The organism is Proteus sp. PR00208 (genome assembly GCF_016238545.1).
Classification (GTDB): Bacteria; Pseudomonadota; Gammaproteobacteria; order Enterobacterales; family Enterobacteriaceae; genus Proteus.
The window spans coordinates 27348-49008 of sequence record NZ_JAEHQE010000019.1; the positions used below are offsets into that span (position 1 = coordinate 27348).

General features: G+C 37.7%; 18 protein-coding genes. 6 read left to right on the top strand and 12 right to left on the bottom strand.

What is annotated here, in order from left to right; genetic code table 11:
• Window positions 1–131 precede the first annotated feature (131 nt).
• From adk to JEP36_RS13280, 4 genes are all read left to right on the top strand, one after another.
• Entirely contained in the window at window positions 132–776 is a 645-nt protein-coding gene (gene adk, locus JEP36_RS13265) for an adenylate kinase (RefSeq protein ID WP_109371369.1), read from the top strand.
• Window positions 777–945: 169 nt separating this feature from the next.
• Complete coding sequence (gene hemH, locus JEP36_RS13270; RefSeq protein ID WP_109371367.1) at window positions 946–1926, top strand: ferrochelatase; 981 nt, start codon at window positions 946–948, stop codon at window positions 1924–1926.
• Between the two features lie 163 nt (window positions 1927–2089).
• Window positions 2090–3208, top strand: coding sequence for an LPS O-antigen length regulator Wzz(fepE) (wzz(fepE), locus tag JEP36_RS13275; protein ID WP_198620853.1), 1119 nt, complete (start codon window positions 2090–2092; stop codon window positions 3206–3208).
• 103 nt (window positions 3209–3311) lie between these two features.
• Window positions 3312–4622 (top strand): inosine/guanosine kinase, encoded by a 1311-nt coding sequence (locus tag JEP36_RS13280; RefSeq protein WP_194951070.1) that lies wholly within the window; start codon window positions 3312–3314, stop codon window positions 4620–4622.
• A gap of 118 nt (window positions 4623–4740) precedes the next feature.
• Here the strand turns inward: JEP36_RS13280 and ybaL are convergent, their stop codons facing one another.
• Both ybaL and JEP36_RS13290 read right to left on the bottom strand, forming a co-directional pair.
• Window positions 4741–6501, bottom strand: a complete 1761-nt coding sequence (gene ybaL / locus JEP36_RS13285; protein WP_198625892.1) for a YbaL family putative K(+) efflux transporter — start codon at window positions 6499–6501, stop codon at window positions 4741–4743.
• A gap of 238 nt (window positions 6502–6739) precedes the next feature.
• Window positions 6740–7978: an MFS transporter gene (locus JEP36_RS13290; protein WP_198620851.1), complete on the bottom strand. Its 1239-nt coding sequence runs from the start codon at window positions 7976–7978 to the stop codon at window positions 6740–6742.
• A gap of 261 nt (window positions 7979–8239) precedes the next feature.
• Here JEP36_RS13290 and ushA point away from each other — a divergent pair, with 261 nt between their 5' ends.
• Window positions 8240–9904 carry a bifunctional UDP-sugar hydrolase/5'-nucleotidase UshA gene (gene ushA, locus JEP36_RS13295; RefSeq protein ID WP_109371359.1) on the top strand — a complete coding sequence of 555 codons (1665 nt, stop codon included), beginning with the start codon at window positions 8240–8242 and terminating at the stop codon, window positions 9902–9904.
• 121 nt (window positions 9905–10025) lie between these two features.
• Here the strand turns inward: ushA and ybaK are convergent, their stop codons facing one another.
• The 6 genes from ybaK to copA form a co-directional block, all read right to left on the bottom strand.
• Window positions 10026–10505: a Cys-tRNA(Pro)/Cys-tRNA(Cys) deacylase YbaK gene (gene ybaK, locus JEP36_RS13300; protein WP_198620850.1), complete on the bottom strand. Its 480-nt coding sequence runs from the start codon at window positions 10503–10505 to the stop codon at window positions 10026–10028.
• Between the two features lie 34 nt (window positions 10506–10539).
• Window positions 10540–11349, bottom strand: coding sequence for a TraB/GumN family protein (locus JEP36_RS13305; RefSeq protein ID WP_198620849.1), 810 nt, complete (start codon window positions 11347–11349; stop codon window positions 10540–10542).
• Between the two features lie 118 nt (window positions 11350–11467).
• Complete coding sequence (locus tag JEP36_RS13310) at window positions 11468–12706, bottom strand: YadA C-terminal domain-containing protein (protein ID WP_198630332.1); 1239 nt, start codon at window positions 12704–12706, stop codon at window positions 11468–11470.
• A 642-nt stretch (window positions 12707–13348) separates the two neighbouring features.
• On the bottom strand, window positions 13349–13519 hold the full coding sequence (locus tag JEP36_RS13315; protein WP_198630333.1) for a hypothetical protein: 171 nt from the start codon (window positions 13517–13519) through the stop codon (window positions 13349–13351).
• Between the two features lie 10 nt (window positions 13520–13529).
• A complete protein-coding gene (locus JEP36_RS13320; RefSeq protein ID WP_198620847.1) occupies window positions 13530–14843 on the bottom strand; it encodes a TULIP family P47-like protein in 1314 nt (437 codons plus the stop codon).
• A 170-nt stretch (window positions 14844–15013) separates the two neighbouring features.
• Window positions 15014–17956 (bottom strand): copper-exporting P-type ATPase CopA, encoded by a 2943-nt coding sequence (gene copA / locus JEP36_RS13325; RefSeq protein WP_198630334.1) that lies wholly within the window; start codon window positions 17954–17956, stop codon window positions 15014–15016.
• 132 nt (window positions 17957–18088) lie between these two features.
• On the opposite strand from copA, the gene cueR reads away from it, so the two are divergent.
• The gene (cueR, locus tag JEP36_RS13330; protein ID WP_109371351.1) at window positions 18089–18502 is read left to right on the top strand and encodes a Cu(I)-responsive transcriptional regulator; all 414 of its coding nucleotides are present in this window, start codon (window positions 18089–18091) and stop codon (window positions 18500–18502) included.
• Here the strand turns inward: cueR and JEP36_RS13335 are convergent.
• The 4 genes from JEP36_RS13335 to JEP36_RS13350 all read right to left on the bottom strand — a co-directional run bounded on the left by JEP36_RS13335 (window position 18456) and on the right by JEP36_RS13350 (window position 21635).
• The gene (locus JEP36_RS13335; RefSeq protein ID WP_160230618.1) at window positions 18456–18944 is read right to left on the bottom strand and encodes an NfeD family protein; all 489 of its coding nucleotides are present in this window, start codon (window positions 18942–18944) and stop codon (window positions 18456–18458) included. The genes cueR and JEP36_RS13335 overlap by 47 nt on opposite strands.
• Before the next feature lie 2 nt (window positions 18945–18946).
• Window positions 18947–19870 (bottom strand): SPFH domain-containing protein, encoded by a 924-nt coding sequence (locus JEP36_RS13340; protein ID WP_088494787.1) that lies wholly within the window; start codon window positions 19868–19870, stop codon window positions 18947–18949.
• Between the two features lie 37 nt (window positions 19871–19907).
• A complete protein-coding gene (locus JEP36_RS13345; protein ID WP_196533989.1) occupies window positions 19908–20765 on the bottom strand; it encodes a co-chaperone YbbN in 858 nt (285 codons plus the stop codon).
• A gap of 84 nt (window positions 20766–20849) precedes the next feature.
• A complete protein-coding gene (locus JEP36_RS13350) occupies window positions 20850–21635 on the bottom strand; it encodes an SDR family oxidoreductase (RefSeq protein ID WP_198630335.1) in 786 nt (261 codons plus the stop codon).
• Window positions 21636–21661: the final 26 nt, after the last annotated feature.

Below are 21661 nucleotides of genomic sequence, written 5' to 3' on the forward strand. Positions count from 1 at the left end.
GTTTTTTCTTTTTCGATAAAAAATAAAATGCAATCGCTACCGTGATTTCTTGAGCGATGACCTCACAAAATGGTATGGTAATGCGTTTTCGAGTTTAAATATAAAAAATTAAATGCAAGGGGATTTACGCGATGCGTATCATTCTGCTAGGCGCTCCAGGCGCTGGTAAAGGCACTCAGGCTCAATTCATTAAAGAAAACTATGGTATCCCACAGATTTCAACTGGTGATATGTTACGTGCGGCAGTAAGTGCAGGTACAGAACTAGGACTGAAAGCAAAAGCACTGATGGACAATGGTCAGTTAGTGACTGATGAATTAGTTATTGCGTTAGTTAAAGAGCGCATCAAACAAGACGATTGCCGTAATGGTTTCTTGTTGGATGGGTTCCCAAGAACAATTCCACAAGCTGATGCAATGAAAGAAGCGGGTATTAACGTGGATTTCGTACTGGAATTCGCTGTACCGGATGAAATCATTGTCGATCGTATTATTGGTCGTCGTGTTCACGCACCATCAGGTCGTGTTTATCATGTGAAATTTAACCCACCTAAAGTGGAAAATCGTGATGACGTGACGGGTGAAGAATTAACAACGCGTAAAGATGACCAAGAAGAAACTGTTCGTAAACGTTTAGTTGAGTACCATACTCAAACTGCACCATTAGTTTCTTATTACCAAAATGAAGCTAAAGCAAACAATGCGAAATACTTCAAAGTTGATGGTACACAAAAAGTAAGCGAAATTAACGCTGAACTGAAAAGTATCCTTGGCTAATTCGTCATTGTGATGACTAATCCCGGTTGAGCCGGGATTTTTTTTATCTTAAAAATAAGAAGATGAGATAAAAAGCGCGATCCAATAAATTGACAAGCACAATCTATTATTTTCCTTTATTCTTCTACTCTTTGGTTATCCTAATAAAATAACTCTAAGGAGTCATAGTATGAATGATGCTAAGTATGGTGTTCTTTTGGTTAATCTAGGCACACCTGATGCGCCGACAACGGGGGCTGTTCGACGTTATTTGGCACAATTTCTTAGCGATCCTCGTGTTGTTGATGTTTCTCCTTTGATTTGGAAACCAATATTACAAGGGGCTATATTACCGTTTCGCTCACCTAAAGTGGCTAAATTGTATCAACAGATTTGGATGGATGAGGGATCGCCACTTTTAGTTTATAGTCGAGCGCAACAACGTGCGGTTGCTCAGCGATTACCTAATATCCCTGTAGAGTTAGGAATGTGTTATGGCAATCCATCACTAAATGAAGGGGTTGAAAAACTATTACAACAAGGTGTTGAGAACATTATTTTGTTACCACTTTATCCTCAATACTCTTGCTCTACTTCTGCTGCGGTATTTGATGGTGTCAGTCGAATTTTTAAAGACATGCGTACAATGCCCTCTCTTCACTTTATTCGTAGTTATCCTACTCATCCGCTTTATATCAAAGCACTTGTCACCTCTATTGAGAAAAGTTTTCAGCAATATGGCAAACCCAATCGTTTAATTCTCTCTTTCCACGGTATACCTGAGCGTTTTATCAAAACGGGTGATATTTATTACGATGAGTGTTGCCTCACAACAGAAAAATTAAAAGAGCAATTAGAAGAGAAGCTAGGTTATCCTAAAGAACAAGTCATGTTGACATTCCAGTCACGTTTTGGCCGTGAACCTTGGCTATCGCCTTATACGGATAAAACGATGGAAAAACTGGGAAGTGAAGGGATTGAACATGTACAGGTTGTGTGCCCAGGATTTTCATCTGATTGTTTGGAAACATTAGAAGAAATTAATGAACAGAACCGAGAGTTCTTTATTCATGGTGGTGGCAAACAGTATGAATACATTCCGGCATTAAATGATGATCCTGAGCATATTGACTTGCTAGAAGCGATGATCAGAGAGGTATGTAAAAAATAATTACTGAATTCGATAAATAAAATTATCGGATTTGATGATATATTAATTTGATCATATTTCAGTTATATATAAACTTATCTTTTCTCATTTTTTAAGTATTTTAGTGTGAACCACTAAAAGTGCTGATAAACGGACACTGCATTACCTAAATTTAGGCAGGAAAATGAATAGTAAGCTTTCAAAACCACAATCTTCAGAAGTTGATAAAGGACATTTTGACGATTTCTATCTAAAACAGAACGATGAAATAGATCTTTTTGAATTATTTTCTGTTATTTATAAATCAAAATTTGTCATTATTGGTATCACGTTATTATTTGCTATCGTTGGCTTTACTGTTGCAAGTTTTTTACCACAAAAATGGACGAGCCAAGCTGCAATTACCAAGCCAATGCTTGATGAAATGAAGCAATTAAGAGCAACATTGACTGAGCTTAGCTTAGTGGATGTTGATACTGGTGTGAATGGGTCATCTGTTTATCAAAAGTTTATCAATAACTATAACTCTCGTGTTTTACGTGAAGAATATTTAATAAGTACGGATTATTACAAAAATTTGTTGGCTAAAATGGAAAATCCAACGCCGTTGGATCAACGTAGACTTATTGAATCAATTGTCACCAAAGACATTAATTTAAAAGCTTCAGATGATAAAAAAAGTGAAGATGAGTTTAGTGGAGAAATTAATCTAAGCTTTACTGCACCAACTTCAGAAGAGGCTTATGATTTACTTTCTGGTTATATTCGTTTTATTTCCACCAAAGTGCGAATGGAAGTAAAAGATGAAATTGATGACCAAATTGAACGTAAATTAAGTTTTGCGCAAAAAGCCTATGAAATGGATTTAGAGCGTATTGCCAATGCACGTAATGTGAATGTGCAACGTCTAAAATATGCGTTAGAAATTGCTAATGCGGCTGGCGTGAAAAAACCGATTTCAAGTGAAGGTGCGCAGATTAAAGATGATCCTGATTACTCTATTGCAATGGGTTCTGATGCATTAGGCAGTAAACTGGCAATCACTGAAGCTATTACTGATCCAACAACAGTAAGCACAGATCTGAAAAACCGTTTATACAATATTCAACAGTTAGAAAAAGTGAAATTAGGCGAGCTTCAATTTGTACCATTCAAATATATGTTGAAGCCTTACGAACCAACTAAAAAAGATGCACCTAAACGTGCTCTGATTTTAGTGGGTGCCGCTTTTGTTGGTTTCATTCTGTCTGTTATGGGTGTTTTACTGAGCTATATGGTAAGAAGCCGTCGTAAAACCGCATAAAAATATCTTTAAATAAGTAGGTGTACTGACGTACACCTACTGCCTCTCCCATAATATTGTGTTAACATTGCGCATCTTTTTTAGCTGTGTAGCATCGTTCACAATGAAATTCCCTGGCAAACGAAAATCCAAACACTATTTTCCCGTTAGTTTACGAGATCCTCTATTACAACCCATCATCAATATGACGGAGAGTGAATCCTCTCGCGCTTATATCGTGGGTATTGACCAAACATTGGTTGATATTGAAGCGAAAGTTGATGAAGAGTTTATTAACCGTTATAACTTGAGTCAGGGACACTCTCTTGTTATTGAAGATGATGTCGCAGAGGCACTTTATCGTGAATTAACAGACAATAATCTGATAACACACGAATTCGCTGGTGGCACTATTGGTAATACGCTACATAACTACTCTGTATTGGCTGACGACCGCTCTGTGTTATTAGGTACTATGTGTAATAACATTCAGATTGGTAGCTATGCTTATCGTTATTTATGTAACACATCTAGCCGTACTGATCTCAATTACCTCCAAGGTGTTGATGGTGCCATTGGGCGCTGCTTTACGCTGATCACGGAAAATGGTGAACGCACATTTGCTATTAGCCCCGGTCAAATGAATCAACTTAAACCTGAAAGCATTCCGGAAGAGGTGATTGCAGAAGCTTCCGCATTGGTGTTAACGGCTTACTTAGTTCGCTGTAAACCAGGTGAACCGATGCCACTAGCAACCATGAAAGCGATTGAGTATGCGAAAAAATATGATGTGCCGGTCGTTCTCACACTTGGCACAAAATATGTTATTGCAGATGATCCACAATGGTGGCGTGATTTCTTAAAAGAGCACGTTTCTGTTGTCGCCATGAATGAAGATGAAGCTTTTGAATTAACTGGGCATGCAGATCCTCTGTTGGCTTCCGATGTTGCTTTAGAATGGGTTGATTTAGTGCTTTGTACTGCGGGACCTGCTGGGCTTTATATGGGCGGCTATACAGAACACAGCTTTAAGCGCCAAACCACACATCCTTTATTACCCGGTGCTATTGCTGAATTTAATCGTTATGAATTTAGTCGAGCAATGCGTCGTAAAGATTGTGAAGAGCCAGAGAAAGTCTATTCTCATATTGAACCTTATATGGGTGGCCCTGAAAAAATCATGAATACCAATGGTGCGGGTGATGCAGCATTATCAGCATTACTGCATGATATTACAGCAAATAGCTATCATCGCATTAATGTGCCAAATTCAAGTAAGCATCCTCGGACTTATTTAACTTACTCATCATTAGCACAAGTATGTAAATATGCTAACCGAGTGAGTTATCAAGTATTAAGCCAGCATTCTCCACGCTTGACGCGCGGTTTACCTGAAAAAGAAGACAGCTTGGAAGAAGCCTATTGGGAACGCTAAGTTTGTATTGTTTCTAAGTCTTGTTTTATCAGTGTGAAATAAAAAAACCTATCAACATTTATTGATAGGTTTTTTATTGACTTAAATTCTATGGATTTAAGTGATTACCTGTGTTTGATTATTGCGCTGCACTAGGTGCAATGATTTGTTGACCATTTTCAGGTGTATCATCAATAGCGCAACCAAATTCAACTTCTTTAATTAGCATATCCGCCATTGCAGATGCTGTTTGATCTTCATCGATAACGACGTGATTTGCGCCTTTTTCAAGGATAAAAGAAGCTTCTTCATCATAGTTAGCTCGCACGATAATATCGTCAAAATGGGCGCGAACAATGATATTTAAATCAGGGTTCATACTTCTTGCCGTTTCAGCGACATCTGCTGCTTCATAACCATTCGGTATCGTCAGTAATAAAGATTTAGCGCAATCAATACGGGCTAAAGCAAGTGACTCTTTAGTCGATGCATTACCCAGTACTGTGTTTAAACTTTTCTCTTTTAACTCAGCAAATTTATTACGACTATTTTCGATAATCACTAATGGAATAGATTGAGCTAATAATTTTTCAGCAAGCATGCTTCCTGCACGTCCATAGCCGACGATAATGGCGTGACCACAAATATCAACAGGGACAGGCATCTCTTCTTCCAGCTCTTCTTGTTGTAGCTGTTCCACTTCTTCTTTGGTTTCTGTTTTTGCCAGATAACGGTCTAATAAAGAGAACAGAACTGGGTTTAGCATAATCGAGACTAAAGCACCAGCTAAAACAAGATTACGTGCATCTGGCTCTAAAACGTTTAGCGCCACACCTAGACCTGCAAGGATAAAGGCAAACTCACCAATTTGAGCAAGACTGACAGAAATGGTTAAGGCTGTTCGTCGAGAATGCCCAAACATTCGTACAAGCACCAACGCGGCGACAGATTTACCAATAATAATGATAGCCAGTGTTGCTAAGATACCAAGAGGATGTTCAATTAATACCATTGGATCAAACAGCATACCAACGGACACAAAGAACAGAACAGCAAAGGCATCACGCAATGGCAAGGTATCTTGTGCGGCTCTGTGGCTTAACTCAGACTCATTAAGCACCATACCCGCAAAGAAAGCACCTAATGCGAAAGAGGCATCAAATAAAGTCACCGCAGCGTAAGCGATACCTAAAGCGAGTGCTAATACACTCAGCGTAAAGAGTTCACGAGAGCCTGTTGCCGCGGTTTTAGCTAAGATCCACGGAATAAGCTTACGACCAACAATCATCATGATTAAGATAAAGGCTACGACTTTACCGATTGTGATACCTAAATTGATCATGAGTTGAGAAACATTGGTTTGATCGCTGCTTTCCAGCATATTGGCAATAGCTGGGAGTAGTACAAGGGCTAATACCATTGCTAAGTCTTCAACAATCAACCAACCAATGGCAATTTGACCTCGTTGGCTATCAATCAGACCTCTTTCTTCAAGTGCTCGTAAAAGAACGACGGTACTTGCAGTTGAAAGACACAAACCAAACACGATGCCACTAAATAAACCCCAGCCAAAAAATGCTGATAATCCCAACCCTAATAGTGTTGCTACTGCAATTTGAGCAATAGCACCCGGAATAGCGATGGCTTTCACTGCCATCAGATCTTTTAACGAAAAATGTAAACCTACACCAAACATTAGCAGAATAACGCCAATTTCAGCGAGTTCAGGGGCGAGAGATGTATCAGCGACAAAGCCGGGAGTAAATGGACCAGCGAGTACACCCGCAGCAAGATATCCTACTAAAGGTGAGATTTTTAGCCGTTGAGCGATCATGCCTAAAATGTAAGCAAGTGCTAACCCACCAACAATGGTGGTAATGAGGGGTGTTGAATGCGGCATCAATTCTCCTTCTTTTTATAAAACTACATGTATCGGGGGGCGAGTAATATAGCAGGCTGATAGTTTAACGTATTCATGCAATAAATTCGCTAAAAATTATCGATTATTTATAAAAATAGCAAGTTGATTGAGTTTTTTGATGCAAATGCACTTTTTTATGTTATTTTAATCAGTCTTACCTTTTAAAGTAAGAAATACCCTGTTACTAGTTCATTTAGATAACAGGGATAATTACAAGTTATTCAGTTTTATCCACCCCAATATTAGGAAGAAAAATGGTGAAAATACCTAATAGTGGGAGATAAGCACAAATATGATAGACATATTCAATACTTTTCTGATCAGCAACATATCCTAAGACCGCAGCACCAATCCCTCCCATCCCAAAAGCAAGTCCGAAGAAAAGCCCTGAAACCATGCCAGTTTTACCCGGAATTAACTCTTGAGCATAAACTAAGATAGCAGAAAATGCTGAAGCCAAAATCACACCAATGAATACAGTAAGTACGCCAGTCCAATAAAGGCTAGCGTAAGGGAGTATCAGCGTAAAAGGCGCAACACCAAGAATAGATCCCCAAATAACGTATTTTCTGCCAATTTTATCGCCTACGGGGCCACCAATCATGGTGCCAGCAGCGACAGCAAAGAGGAAAACAAAGAGGTGAATTTGTGCATTTTGCACTGAAACGCCAAATTTATGTATTAAATAGAAAGTATAGTAGCTACTGATGCTTGCAAGATAAAAATACTTAGAAAAAATCAGAATAAGTAAAATGGCTAAAGAGCCAAAAAGGGCTTTACGTGGCAATATTGCTTTGTTGTTTAGCACCATTGGTTGTTTTTTCTGAGCTTCTTGTTGAATTTTATACCAACGGCTAACTTGTAATAGCACTATAATGGCCAGTAATGCAGCAAGAGAGAACCAACCGACATTACCTTTGCCATAAGGAGCAATCAGTAAAGCCGCCAAAAGAGGACCTAAAGAGCTGCCTAAATTGCCTCCCACTTGGAATAGTGATTGTGCCAGCCCGTGTCTTCCACCTGATGCCATTCTTGCAACACGAGATGATTCAGGATGAAAAATAGACGAGCCTGTACCGACTAATCCTGCTGCGAGTAATAACATTGGGAATGTATCAGCAAAGGCGAGAAGAATAAGCCCTGTTAGCGTAAAACCCATACCAATAGGTAATGAGTAAGGCTTAGGATATTTATCAGTATAGAGACCAATAAAAGGCTGTAACAAGGATGCTGTAATTTGATACGTCAACGTTATCATCCCTATTTGCACAAAGCTGAGAGAAAATTCAGATTGCAACATAGGGTAAATAGCTAATATCAATGATTGGATCATATCATTGAGAAGGTGTGAAAAACTGATAGCAGTTAAAATACTAAAAACCGTATTACGCTTATTGGCTTTTCGTTGTAAAACGTCAGTTTCTTCTATGGGAAGCGTTGGATCGGCATTGCTCATTTTAATTCCCTGCTACATTGTTTTGTTAATAAATTGTTTCTATTTTTATTGGTCTAGTTTACATCTATTTGGAGTTGAGTGCTTTTGTGAGAAATAGAGTTTGATTCATGTCTCAAAAAAACTATTGGATCAATGAAATAATAAAAAAATTATATAACCTACGTCATAAAATACAGCAAAAGTATTTAACTTCTGTCTTCTTTTTCTACTGTAGAACCATGGCAGAACCTTCTCAATAAATAATATACATGGGGATATACCATGAGCTTATCTTTTAAATTATCAGCATGCGCATTGACGGTTTCTTTAGCGATGGCGCCTGCGATGTCTCAGGCATGGGAAAAGGATAAAACCTACGAAATAACTATTCTACATACTAATGATCATCATGGTCATTTCTGGCATAACGATCGTGGTGAATATGGCTTAGCTGCACAAAAAACGGTTGTTGATAATATTCGTGATGAAGTGGCTAAAAAAGGCGGTAGCGTACTGCTGTTATCAGGTGGTGATATCAATACGGGTGTACCAGAATCTGATTTACAAGATGCAGAGCCTGATTTTAAAGGTATGAATCTTGTGGGCTATGATGCAATGGCATTGGGTAACCATGAATTCGATAATCCATTAGAGGTTTTACGTCAACAAGAAAAATGGGCAACATTCCCATTCTTATCTGCAAATATTTATCAAAAAAGTACGGGTGAGCGTTTATTCAAGCCTTACACCATTTTTGATAAGCAAGGTGTCAAAATTGCAGTATTAGGCTTAACGACTGATGATACTGTGCGTATTGGTAACCCAGCAAACTTCCCCGATACTGAATTCCGCAAACCGTCTGATGAAGCTAAAAAAGTTGTAGAAGAACTGCGTACAACGGAAAAACCAGACATTATTATCGCAGCAACTCATATGGGTCACTATGATGATGGTAATCACGGCTCTAACGCACCGGGTGATGTGGAAATGGCGCGTGCGTTACCAAAAGGTTACCTTGATATGATTGTGGGTGGTCACTCACAAGATCCTGTTTGTATGTCTCAAGAGAATAAAAACTACAAACAAGCGGATTATGTACCAGGAACACCTTGTGCACCAGATAACCAAAATGGTACATGGATTGTTCAGGCTCATGAATGGGGCAAATATGTTGGTCGTGCAGATTTCGAATTCCGTAATGGTGTATTCACGCTAAAACATTACCAATTAATCCCAATCAACTTAAATCAGAAAGTGAAGAAAGACGATGGCACAACTGAACTCGTTTACTACACTAAAGAAATTCCTCATAACCCTGAAATGATGAAACTGCTGACACCTTACCAAGAAAAAGGTGGCGAGCAACTGAATGTTAAAGTGGGTGAGGTTGTTGGTAAATTAGAAGGTGATCGTAGTAAAGTTCGCTTTGTTCAAACCAATATGGCACGTCTATTATTATCAGCTCAAGCTGAACGTGCGAATGCAGACTTTGCCATTATGAGCGGTGGTGGTGTTCGTGATTCTATTGAGTCTGGTGATATCACTTACAAAGATGTTCTGAAAGTTCAACCATTCGCGAACGAACTGGTTTATGTTGATTTTAAAGGTGAAGAAGTCGAACCTTATTTATCAGCTGTTGCATGTATGAAAGTAGACTCTGGTGCTTATGCACAATTCTACAATGTTAGCTTAACCGTAGATGCAGACTGTAAAGTTAGCGATGTTAAAATTGCAGGTAAACCATTAGATAAAACAAAATCTTACCGTATGGCGACACTGAACTTTAACGGTATTGGTGGTGATGGTTATCCGAAAATTGATACACACCCAGGTTATGTAAATACGGGTTTCGTTGATGCTGAAGTATTAAAAGGTTATATCGAATCACACTCTCCATTGAAAGCTGATGATTTCGAACCTAAAGGCGAAATTGTTTACAAAAAATAAATCTTACCAATAACGCTTATATAGACAAAAGGCGACATCTAATGTCGCCTTTTATTTGGGGTCTAAATCACGTTAATTTCTTATTTTGAGGATGAGCCTTAAAATAAAAAATCATTAAGGATTATGACTCTTTACGAATAAGTGCAAATTGAGCACCTAATACAGTGCCTAAATCTTTTGCTGATAATTCAATATCTAAGCCACGTTTACCACCAGAAACAAATATAGTGTCAAATTCGAGTGCTTGTTCATCAATCACTGTTGGTAGGCGTTTTTTCTGACCTAATGGACTTATTCCACCCACTAAATAACCCGTGACCTTTTGTGCAATTTGGGGATCTGCCATATCTGCTTTTTTAGCCTTAAAGCATTTAGCAACGAGTTTTAAATCTAACTGACCAGAAACCGGTGTTACTGCAACGGCAAGATTCTTAGCATCTCCATTTAAGGCCACTAAAAGTGTTTTGAATACTTGGCGGTTATCTAAACCGAGTTTTTCGACCGCTTCATCACCAAAATTATGGACATTAGCATCATGCTCATAAGGATGAAGGGTAAATTTGATTTTTTGTTTTTCCAGTAAATTTACAGCGGGAGTCATAGTTATTCCTACTTACAAGGTTAGAACAATATCTTTATACTTGGGATGTTAATAAATCGATCAAATTTTCTTCGCCAAATAAATGAAGGGCGCCGACAGTTACCACATAACGACCTGCGGGTAATGTTGATAACGTGCTTACCCATTTTTGGTTACGGCTTTCCATCAAAATATCAAATACAGCTTTACTAAAGGTATTCGGTAAAGGCGGTTGTTTCTCTCTACTATTATAATTTAACCACCAATTGATCATGATTTGCAATGTACGTGCATTATCGTGCCAATTTCTTAGCGTATCCTCGAGTAATTGCTGACCATCATGAGGAAAATCCAATAATAGTGCGACCTGACTCTCAATACCTTCAAGCTCTATGATGTTTTTTTGGTGTTTATTTGCATGCTGAATGACTTGATAATCAATACCATATTGCGGTTGTAATCCAAGTTGCATGGCTTGGGTTGATTGTAAAATTAACGCAATTTGCCAAAGTGGTTTATTTTCAATTTGATAAAGAGAAAGCGAGAGATCTTCACAGTGTTGAATAATTTGAGAAAAAAGTGTTTCATTTAAACGAGTTTCTAATGGTTCTCTAAAGAGAGAGGCTTGATCAAATGGTTGTACATCCGTTGAGATATCCGCTTCAACAATAATCGCATCTGCATTTTTTATTTCGTTAATAAGCACATTGGAGAGTGGTGACATTGTGGGAACACCCATATGGATACTGCCTACAAGGTGTAAAGAGATATTATTTGGTAGCGTAATATCAACGGCAGGGTAAGGATAATGCTGAGCGTTTTTTATCCCTATCCAGTTTTTAACTTTCTGAAAAATACCCGTCATTTGATACGCTCCTTTAAGTGTCGATCACTAAACCTCAGCATAACGGATTTTTAATTGAATGAAACAGAGAAAACGAAGCTTTACTTAGCTTTCTCTGTTTTTACTTTAGGCTGAATGACTACCAACTAATGCCTACACCCCCCGCAGAGACCCAATTATTTGTCTCATTCCATGCTGTTGATGCTCTGACTTTAACATTTTCATTAATACGATATTGCATACCCCAAGCGAGGGCTGTGGCATTACGATAATTACCAATACCAATGGCTGTACTAAATGTTGCTGTATCGGTAAAAGGTAAATTACTCATTGCCGCAACAGAGGCAATACCTTGGTTAGCACGTTTTTCGACTTTATAAAAACGGTTTTGAGTGTCAGATTTAAAATATTCAAAGTCACTTTTTAATGTTTTAAATTCATTTCTTGAGATTGATTGTTCAGTATAGAGCGTTGCAAAATGGCTTTTTAATGAAATATTATTTCCATTAATATTTAGATTATCTATATAGTCTTTCGTAATATTGTCAATGTCACTTTTGTTCGCTCTTATATTATCAGTGTTACTATTTATAATTTGCGTGTTTGTATCAATATCATTTTTATTTTTTTCCGTTAATTCATTATTGTTATCAATAATTAACTTTTGTTCTTGAATTTTAGTCTCATTATTTTTAATGTTTTCTGATAATCTTTTCTTATTATCTAAAATTGAATTATTTAGCATTCTAGTATCTTGCTCTTGTAACTTACTCATCTGGGCTAGATCTTGTTTTGTGTTTTTTTCTAATAACAATAGAAAACGGTTTTTGGTATTGAGATTATCGACTATTTTATGTAGTCTCTCGGGAGACTCTAGATCATCTAATGTTAATGCACTATCTTGAGTACTGTAGATCATTGTTTCCGCATGCTTGATTATATTAATAACTTCATTACGGTTTTTTTCGGTCAATAAATCTTTTTCTGATAAATAATCCATCATTCCCATTTTTAAATCACTATTGCTAGATTGAATATAAATATAACCATTTTTATTAACGATATTTTGCTTTATAAGATCGGCAGAATCGGTTAAATTTCGATTTCTTAAGTATTTTTCTAAATCTTTAGCTACGCTACTATTTAATTCAATACCATAGGCTTCTTTATCTTTATTTGTTCCTTTTACTATATTAATTAAATTACTATCAACTATCTGATTAAAAACCGTTGATGCTAAATAGTTTTTTTTATTTTCTCGCTCTTCATTTTCTGGCGTGATTACATCAGAGAATGGGGGGGTATTTACTGTATTTGAAAAAACACAGGAAGAATAAATGATAGATACTGTTGCGATAAAAATATTTTTATATTTCAATTTTAAATCCTTTTAAAAATAAAATGATGTTGATTTTTCACTAATATATTCTGAATGCTAATTTTTTATTTAATATAAATAAACACCCTTATTATTAGAGTGATTTTTATGTCAATGTTATATTTATTTTATGAATAATAAAAAATAATGAAATATTTATAATATATTGCTATTCTAGCGCTAAGAGGGCGGAGTAATGACTCTCTTGTATAATGAGAAATTCCTCTTTGACTGGCCGATAGAAATATCGGCTTTTTTTTTAATTGATTGATAATTCAGTATTTAATCTTTGGAAAAAAGATAAATCTTCTCTTTGAGATGATTTATCTTTCATATAATTAGGTTGTTGGTATCACTGTATCATCAAAAAATAAATGATTGGATTAATTATCTACATCCATTGAGATCCCCATAACTAGGCTAGTCTGAAAATTGGCACCAAGTAAGGTGTAATTTGATAAAGAAGTCCATTGTGTTGCACCTATACAATTAGTGGAAAAAGTGTTTAAAGCAGGAATTTGATCATATTCTTGTTGAGTTACGGCTTTAGCGATGCCAATAGAACCCGTAATTGAACCTGAAATGGTGGCTTCTGCACCTGCTTCATTTTCAATTGAACATCACCTCCAGCACCAGCTGGGATTAATTGCCATGACTCCCAATGTCCCAATGTCCCGATATCGTAATATCAGTAGCGTCTTTATAGTCAAAAGTGCTTGGAAAGCTTTTTTGTACCATTATTGCTTTATTTACAATAGGAAAAGAAGCGAGATAAGCCGTATCCCAACCAAATGTGCTCACTGAGTTATTCATAATGTTTTCCTTAATTTAATTTTCCTTGCATATAAACATTATCGGCTAACCCACCCGCATCAATCGTCATATTCTGCTGACCATTCCAACTGACGAGTCCTGGCGCTAGCTCCCTTAATGATTGAGCTGTTTTTGATGAGGTGAGTGTACCCATTGAGTTTTCAATAGAAAGGCTGATGGCTTCAATTACAATATTCATAATGCCAAATGTTAAAGCACCTAGTCCTTGTTCCCAACATGGAATATGTTCATTTTTTGTTGCTGATTTATTTGGATCAGAATTAAAAGACAATGTTTTTGTTGATACATTAAATGAGGATGGATTAATTGATGTGACAGTATTTATAATATAAGCTCCGGTTAATCCAGTGATATTTGTATGTGTTGAAACATAACACCACATTTTATTATCTTCAATATGAAAATTAATGTCGGTGACTGTTGGTGTGTAATAAATTAAATCAACTTTGACTGCATTAAGATTAAAATTATTATTTAAATTTATTACATTATTTTCTAAACGAAAATCATAAAAAGTAGAATTCCCTTGAAAACTTAAAGGCAATGAAGGTATAACAACATTTAATAGAAAAGCCCTCGCCGATAATATAAAACCAAAATCTTTATTAAATAATAAATTGGTATCAAAACTACGAGGTAAATTAGTGATCGATACATTCTCTAACATACCTAAAATGGCAATACCACCTAAAGCACCACTAACAGGCTGTTGATAGGCATAGGTAAGTTTTTTAGGTGTCAACCAATTTGCATTTTCTCCTGTTGGTGAAGGTAATATATTGGCAAATACAAAATTAAGTTGCTCTGCATTTTGTATAAAAACACGAGATAAACCAATAGTGAGTAGTGCTGCACCTAAAGAGGCTTCTTGCGGGTGAGATCGAAGATATTTTCCTAAGTTTCCACTCACATCTGGGTTAATCACAGTGACTGCACCAAAAGTCATATCACCTTTGTTTTTCCCTTCTATTAAACAATTAAAAACAAGTTTATAAAGTACGGTTTGATCACTCCCTTTAATTAACTTTAATTGCATTTCTATTAAGGGAATCACATTATTAAGAGTAATTGTTTCATTGAATTGCTTAATGAAAAGCACCCCTGTTTTAATAGGAGTTTCAAATTGAAGTAAATTACCACTACCACCAGAAACAATTTTCCATGAGTCAAAAATTCCTGTGATTTTAATTTCCGAATCTTCATATTCAAAAGATTGAATAAGTTGATTTTTATTATTAGATAATTGTTTATTTATATAATTACCTGAACAAGCGTATATAACATCCCATCTGTAATTATTCATAGATTTTCCTTTATTATATAAGGTGTCTTTTACCTTATTATTTTTAAGTGAAAATTTATAGAATGAAGAATAATAGAGATATTTTTATTTTCAGTTGATTGAAGTGTAAAAACACCGCTTTTACTAATAAGTAAAAAAGCGGTGTTTTTTTTAATTAAAGCTTACTTAGTTTATTGCTTAGGTTTAAAACGCAATAAACGGTTTGCATTGCTAACAACAGTAATGGAAGACAGCGCCATTGCAGCACCCGCAACCACTGGATTTAACAGTGTGCCAGTGAAAGGATATAAAATACCCGCTGCAATAGGGATACCTAAGCTATTGTAAACAAAGGCACCGAATAAATTCTGCTTCATATTACGTAGTGTACCTTTTGAGATCTCAACCGCATCGGCAACACCATGCAAACTATGACGCATTAATGTGATAGCTGCTGTTTCAATAGCAATATCACTACCTCCACCCATTGCAATACCGACATCTGCTTTTGCTAGTGCTGGCGCATCGTTAATACCATCACCAATCATTGCAACACGACGACCTTGTGCTTGAAGCTCTGTTATCGCTTGTGCTTTACCTTCAGGCATGACACCTGCGATAACTTGGTCAATACCTGCTTCTTTTGCTATTGCATTTGCAGTAATTGGATTATCACCCGTTAACATCACTAGGCGATAGCCCTGATTATGTAAACGTTGTAATGCACTTACAGTATCTTCTCTTAGAGGATCACGGATAGAGAGAAGGGCGGCAATCTTACCTTCTTGAGCTAATAAGACTGGAGTAACACCTTTCGCTGCTTGAGTGTCAATAAGTGAATTAATTTCACTAATATCAATACCTGATTCAAGCATCAATTTAGGGTTGCCTAAAAGTACTGTTTTTCCGTTAATTTCACCACTTAACCCCATTCCTGCAAGAGTGCGGAATTGGCTTATTTCAGGTAAATCAATGCCTTCAGCTCGCGTTAAAATGGCTTTAGCTAATGGGTGATTAGAACCATTTTCCAACGATGCTGCCAATGCAAGTGCTTGAGTTTCATCTACTTGATTGAAAGTATGAATTTCAGTGACCTGAGGCATACCTTCTGTCAGTGTTCCTGTTTTATCAAAGACTAAAGTATCTAGTTTGCTCGCTTGTTGTAGTGCGTCTGCATCACGAACTAACACGCCATATTCAGCCGCACGACCTACACCTGAAATAATCGACATAGGAGTAGCCAAACCTAAAGCACAAGGGCAAGCGATGATAAGAACGGTTGTGATAATCACCAGTGCATAGGTAATTTGTGGCGACGGACCAAAGAAATACCAAATAGCACCAGCAATAAGAGCGATAGCAACGACAACAGGTACAAATACACCTGAAATTTTATCTGCTAGCTGGCCTATTTCAGGTTTACTACTTTGCGCTTGGCGAACTAATTTGATAATACGAGCAAGTGTTGTTTTACTTCCCACCGCTGCCGCTTTAAATAGAACTGAGCCATCTTGAACCGTTGTTCCCGCATGAATAGTGTCACCCACAGTTTTTTGTTGTGGAATTGGCTCGCCTGTCAGCATTGCCTCATCCATCCATACTTCACCTTGGATAATTTCACCATCAACCGGTACTTTATCACCTGTTGCTAAACGTAAGGTCATTCCTTGTTTAACATCAGCTAATGGCATTTCAACTTCACCGTTTTCAGTTATAACTCTTGCTGTTGGCGGAGTTAAATCTAATAGCCGTTCTAGTGCTTTGGATGAACGCTGGCGTGCTCTTTGCTCAAGCATATGACCCAGATTGATTAAACCGATGATCATCGCACTGGCTTCATAATAGAGATGTCGCGCTTGGGCAGGGAACACTTCTGGCCATAAGTTCACGGTAATGGAATAGAGCCACGCTGTTCCTGTTCCTAACGCAACGAGGGTATCCATTGTTGCACTGCGGTTTTTTAAACTCTGCCATGCGCTACGATAGAAATGACCACCAGCAACAACCATTACAAACAGCGTTGTAATACCAATGCCTAACCAGATGCTGTGATTGGCTTCTGTCAGCATCATATTGTCGCCGATCATTCCCCAAATCATTACAGGGATACCAACAACTAAGGCTAATGCAGCTTGCCAGCGAAAACGTTTCATATTGGCAACAGCAACTTCTTGCTGACGTTCTCTGCGTTTTACATCGTCTTGAATAATTTCAGCGCCATAACCCGCTTTTTCAATAGCAGTCACAAGTGCGTCATGATCGATTTCACCAGTCACTAATGCACTACGTTCAGCAAGATTTACACGCACATTTTCAACGCCATCAACAGATTGTAATGCTTTGTGAACCTTGCTTACGCAACTTGCACAGGTCATGCCATCAATTAAAAGCTGAACACTGCTGTCATCGTCAGTATCAATTTCAGCGCCATTATCAATATCAGCATTCTCAACTGGAATATCACAAACAGCCGCTGACGATGCTTCCAGTTGCGCATGCGTTTGCGTCAGCGGCTCAGTTTTTGGGAAATCAGTACCTGCTAGTTGTGCTTCAAAACCTGCTTCTGTAATGGCAGTAATTAAGGTTTCAGCGGTTGCAGAACCAGTCACTTTTGCATGTGTTAATTCAACTTCAGCTGTTTCAACACCTGCAGTATTTTCTAGTGCTTTTTTAACTGAACCGACACAGTGACCACAATTTAAGCCAGATAGAGTTAAATTAATTACGTTGTCAGTGGGCGCTAGGCTTGCTTGAAAACCTTCCGCCGTAATCGCTGCAATTAAAGTATCTGCCGTAGCATCACCAAAAATTTCAGCTGACTCTTTTGTCACATTAACTGCGGCAACGCCTTCAATGGCTAATAATGCTTTTTCAGTTTTACCGACACACTTCATACAGTTAAGCCCACTTAGGCTTAATTTTACATCGGGTTGTGTTGCTACACTTGCTTCATAGCCTGCATCTTCAATTGTTTTGATTAAGCTTTCAGCAGTTGCATCGCTGTCAATTTTAGCGTATTGAATAGTCACAATTGCCTGCTCTATATCATTGCGAGCATCAAGTGCTTTTTTTACACTGTTAACACAGTGGGAGCAGGAAAGTCCTTGTAGTGCGAGTATTATAGTTTTTGCCATGTTAATTTATCTCCGACATAAAAGCGTTACCTCTATTATTGCGCAATATTCGGTAACTTGCTTTCTTTAAAGGTTTTTTCTTATTGAGATAAAGGCTAAACCTTTCCGCAAGGGGAAGGTCAAGGGGGAATTTTGAATATTAGTGAAATCGCAAATAAAACAGGATTAACAGCTAAAGCTATTCGGTTTTATGAAGAAAAAGACTTGATAACGCCACCGGGAAGAGGTGAAAACGGCTATCGCTATTATCAGGCTCAACATATCGAAGAGTTGACATTATTACGACAAGCACGAGAGGTGGGCTTTAATTTAGAAGAGTGCCGTGCTTTATTGATGTTGCTAAGAAATCCTTCACGTCATAGTGCTGACGTGAAAGAAGCCACCTTAAAAAAAGTGGCCGAAATTGAGAAAACAATTAATGAGCTTAATGCCATTCGCCAGCGATTACTGTTATTAGCCAGCGAGTGCCCCGGAGATGATGGTGCAGATTGCCCCATCATCAATCATTTGTCAGGGTGTTGTCATCACCAGAAACAGCCGATTTAAGCGCAATCACTTGTAAGGTAATACCATCAATTGCGGTTACTGTTACCTTATCGCCAGCAAGTAATGGCGTGTCTGAATAAACACGCCAACTGCCATCAGCTAATTTTACGCGACTAAAACCATTTTCAGTATCTGATAATAAAACAGCATGAACACCAATCAGTTGATGCGTTTTCTGATTTAAGTTTTCAGCTTCTTTTGATAGTTTTCTGCGTTTAAGCCAAAGGTGCCAAAGTAAAGCACTAATAACTGTTAATATCGCAAATAAAATACCTTGAATAGGCCAGCTAATAGGCAATATCCATGTGATCAACGATACACACAGAGCCGCCATTCCTGACCATAAAAGGTATCCTGCTGTTCCTAACATTTCTGTAATTAACAGCAAGCCACCAAGACAAAGCCAGAAAAGTGCAGGTTGAGCACTAATCCATTCAATCATAATTAATTGCTCTTGTTGCCAGAGTCACTTTTTTTGGTATTGAGTAATTCAGAAATACCGCCAATCGCACCCATGAGATTACTTGCTTCTAATGGCATCATAATAACTTTACTGTTATTAGCTGAACCAATTTGAGACAGTGCATCAGTATATTTTTGAGCAACAAAGTAGTTAATTGCTTGCATATCACCTTTTGCAATGGCCTCAGATACCATTTGTGTTGCTTTGGCTTCTGCTTCTGCCGCACGTTCACGGGCTTCTGCTTGTAAGAACGCAGATTGGCGCTCACCTTCTGCTTTCAGTATTTGTCCTTGTTTCTCACCTTCAGCCTTTAAGATAGCCGCTTGACGAATACCTTCAGCTTCAAGAATGTCGGCACGTTTAGTACGTTCAGCTTTCATCTGCGCATTCATTGCAGAAATCAATTCTTTTGGTGGGCGGACATCACGAATTTCAATACGGGTAATTTTGATACCCCAAGGGTTTGTTGCATCATCAACAATCAGTAAAAGGCGGCTATTGATTTGGTCACGTTGAGAAAGAATTTCATCAAGTTCCATTGAGCCTAACACCGTACGAATATTAGTGAGTGTTAAGTTAATAATCGCAAGTTCAAGGTTATTAACTTCATACGCGGCTTTTACAGGATCGATAACTTGAATAAAGCAGACTGCATCAATGCTGACGTTGGCGTTATCACGAGAAATGACTTCTTGAGAAGGAATATCCAGTACTTGTTCCATCATATTGATACGGCGACCAATACGATCAACAAATGGCACGAGAATTTGGAGTCCTGGAGTCAGAGTTCGAGTGTAACGACCAAAACGTTCGACAGTCCACTGATAACCTTGTGGAACGGTTTTAACACCACATAAAACTAAAATAATAGCGAATAAGATGATAATACCAATGACTATTTCCATATACCTGTCCTAAGTCTGCTTGAATAAGAAAATAAAATTAATAAAGTAAAGAATACACCATACGACGATATTTAGACGCCAAATTATCATTAGTACCTAAGGCTGATAGAATATCCATCAGGGTTTTCTTAACTTGCCCATCACCTGCATTTAGATCTTTTTTGATAAAGCTAAATAGCAACTCTAACGCTTCTTCATTACGAGCAACTTCATGTAATTTTAGTGCAAGTTGAATGGCAAGATTGGTATTTTCAGGTTGTTGATTAAAATCGCTCTGCAATTGTTGGATTTCAGGCGTATCAGCAGCCTGTTTTTGTAATTCAATTTGCGCTAACAAACTATGGTAGTAACTATCTTGATCTTGTAATGGGATGGTAATTAACAGCGTTTGAGCTTCTTCATTTTTATTTAAAGAAATTAAAGCACCCGCTAACGCAAGGGTAATTTCACTGTTTTTAGGTGCGAGTTGATGGGCTTCTTTAAGCAAAGGTAGAGCTTCCTCGGCTTTTCCTTCAGAAAGTAATTGCGCCGCTTGTGCCGCTTTTAATTCTTCTGGTTTGGGTAATACATTTGCTAACACTTGGCGAATTGCTTCTTCAGGTTGAGGGCCTTGGAAGCCATCAACTGGGCGACCTTCTTGTAAAATATAAACAGTTGGAATAGCACGTAGACCAAATTGTGAGGCAATCATTTGTTCAACATCACAATCCAATTTAGCTAAAATAAATTGATCAGCAAATTCGGCTGCCAGTTTATCTAATGTTGCGCCAAGCTCTGCACAATGAGGGCTACGTTCTGAATAGAAATACATCATGACCGGTTTAGTCATCGATTGTTCTATAACTTGTTGAATATTTGATTCATTTACATCAACAATATGTGCAGTTGCTAACATTAACTTGCCCCTTTTTGAGAGTTTTAAATATAGATGCGATTTATAAAGCTATTTTATTAATAAGTAAGGGTGAAACCCGAAAAATCAAGCCTTGCCACTTTGGCGACTTAAAATTACATCCATTAGTGTGTCAGGTAGAAAGCGTTTTAGTATTTTGACAGCATAAGTTAATAGGGTTACGGGATAACGTATCTTAGGTTTTGGGCTTTCTAAAGCATGAATAAGCTTTTTCACTACATCTTCAGGCGTTAGTGTGAAACGACTCGCAATCCCAGGATTTTTTACTGGTTTATCTTTTTCTGCTTGAGCAACATTCTCGGTGAAGCAAGTACGTATTGGACCAGGCTCTATTAAACTCACCTTGACACCAGTGTGAGCAATTTCCATTCTTAATGCGTCAGACCATGCTTCTACAGCATACTTACTCGCTGCGTAAGCACCTCGACCGGGTGTTGAGATAATCCCCATTACAGAGCTCGTTTGAATAATTCTGCCTTCACCGTGCGGTAACATTGCTGGTAGAAGTAATGTAGTCAGCTGATGTAAACCAAAAAAATTAGTAGAAAACTGTTTTTCCATTTGTGGACGAGTAATGGCATCTAATGGACCATAAACACCAAATCCGCCATTATTAAATAATCCATATAAACGACCATTTGTTAGGCGAATAACTTCTAGTGCCGCATTTTCAACACTTTTTGGATTATCAAGATCAAGATGAATAGGTTCTAATCCCAGTGTTTCCATGCGTTCAAGGTCTTCACCTTTACGGCAAGCCGCAAGAACTCGATAGCCTCTTTTCTTTAGTGCTTTGGCGGCACAGAGCCCTATTCCACTGGAACTTCCTGTAATCAATACCGTTTTTTGCATAATTTTACAATTAATCTCGTTTAATC

Excerpts from the sequence above, each read along its gene's own strand:
- JEP36_RS13345 (WP_196533989.1), bottom strand. The coding sequence starts at position 20,765 with ATGTTAGCAACTGCACATATTGTTGATGTAAATGAATCAAATATTCAA.
- copA (WP_198630334.1), bottom strand. The coding sequence starts at position 17,956 with ATGGCAAAAACTATAATACTCGCACTACAAGGACTTTCCTGCTCCCAC.
- JEP36_RS13315 (WP_198630333.1), bottom strand. The coding sequence starts at position 13,519 with ATGAATAACTCAGTGAGCACATTTGGTTGGGATACGGCTTATCTCGCT.
- ushA (WP_109371359.1), top strand. The coding sequence starts at position 8,240 with ATGAGCTTATCTTTTAAATTATCAGCATGCGCATTGACGGTTTCTTTA.
- adk (WP_109371369.1), top strand. The coding sequence starts at position 132 with ATGCGTATCATTCTGCTAGGCGCTCCAGGCGCTGGTAAAGGCACTCAG.
- JEP36_RS13350 (WP_198630335.1), bottom strand. The coding sequence starts at position 21,635 with ATGCAAAAAACGGTATTGATTACAGGAAGTTCCAGTGGAATAGGGCTC.
- JEP36_RS13340 (WP_088494787.1), bottom strand. The coding sequence starts at position 19,870 with ATGGAAATAGTCATTGGTATTATCATCTTATTCGCTATTATTTTAGTT.
- JEP36_RS13320 (WP_198620847.1), bottom strand. The coding sequence starts at position 14,843 with ATGAATAATTACAGATGGGATGTTATATACGCTTGTTCAGGTAATTAT.
- JEP36_RS13305 (WP_198620849.1), bottom strand. The coding sequence starts at position 11,349 with ATGACGGGTATTTTTCAGAAAGTTAAAAACTGGATAGGGATAAAAAAC.
- JEP36_RS13290 (WP_198620851.1), bottom strand. The coding sequence starts at position 7,978 with ATGAGCAATGCCGATCCAACGCTTCCCATAGAAGAAACTGACGTTTTA.
- JEP36_RS13280 (WP_194951070.1), top strand. The coding sequence starts at position 3,312 with ATGAAATTCCCTGGCAAACGAAAATCCAAACACTATTTTCCCGTTAGT.
- ybaK (WP_198620850.1), bottom strand. The coding sequence starts at position 10,505 with ATGACTCCCGCTGTAAATTTACTGGAAAAACAAAAAATCAAATTTACC.
- ybaL (WP_198625892.1), bottom strand. The coding sequence starts at position 6,501 with ATGCCGCATTCAACACCCCTCATTACCACCATTGTTGGTGGGTTAGCA.
- hemH (WP_109371367.1), top strand. The coding sequence starts at position 946 with ATGAATGATGCTAAGTATGGTGTTCTTTTGGTTAATCTAGGCACACCT.
- JEP36_RS13335 (WP_160230618.1), bottom strand. The coding sequence starts at position 18,944 with ATGATTGAATGGATTAGTGCTCAACCTGCACTTTTCTGGCTTTGTCTT.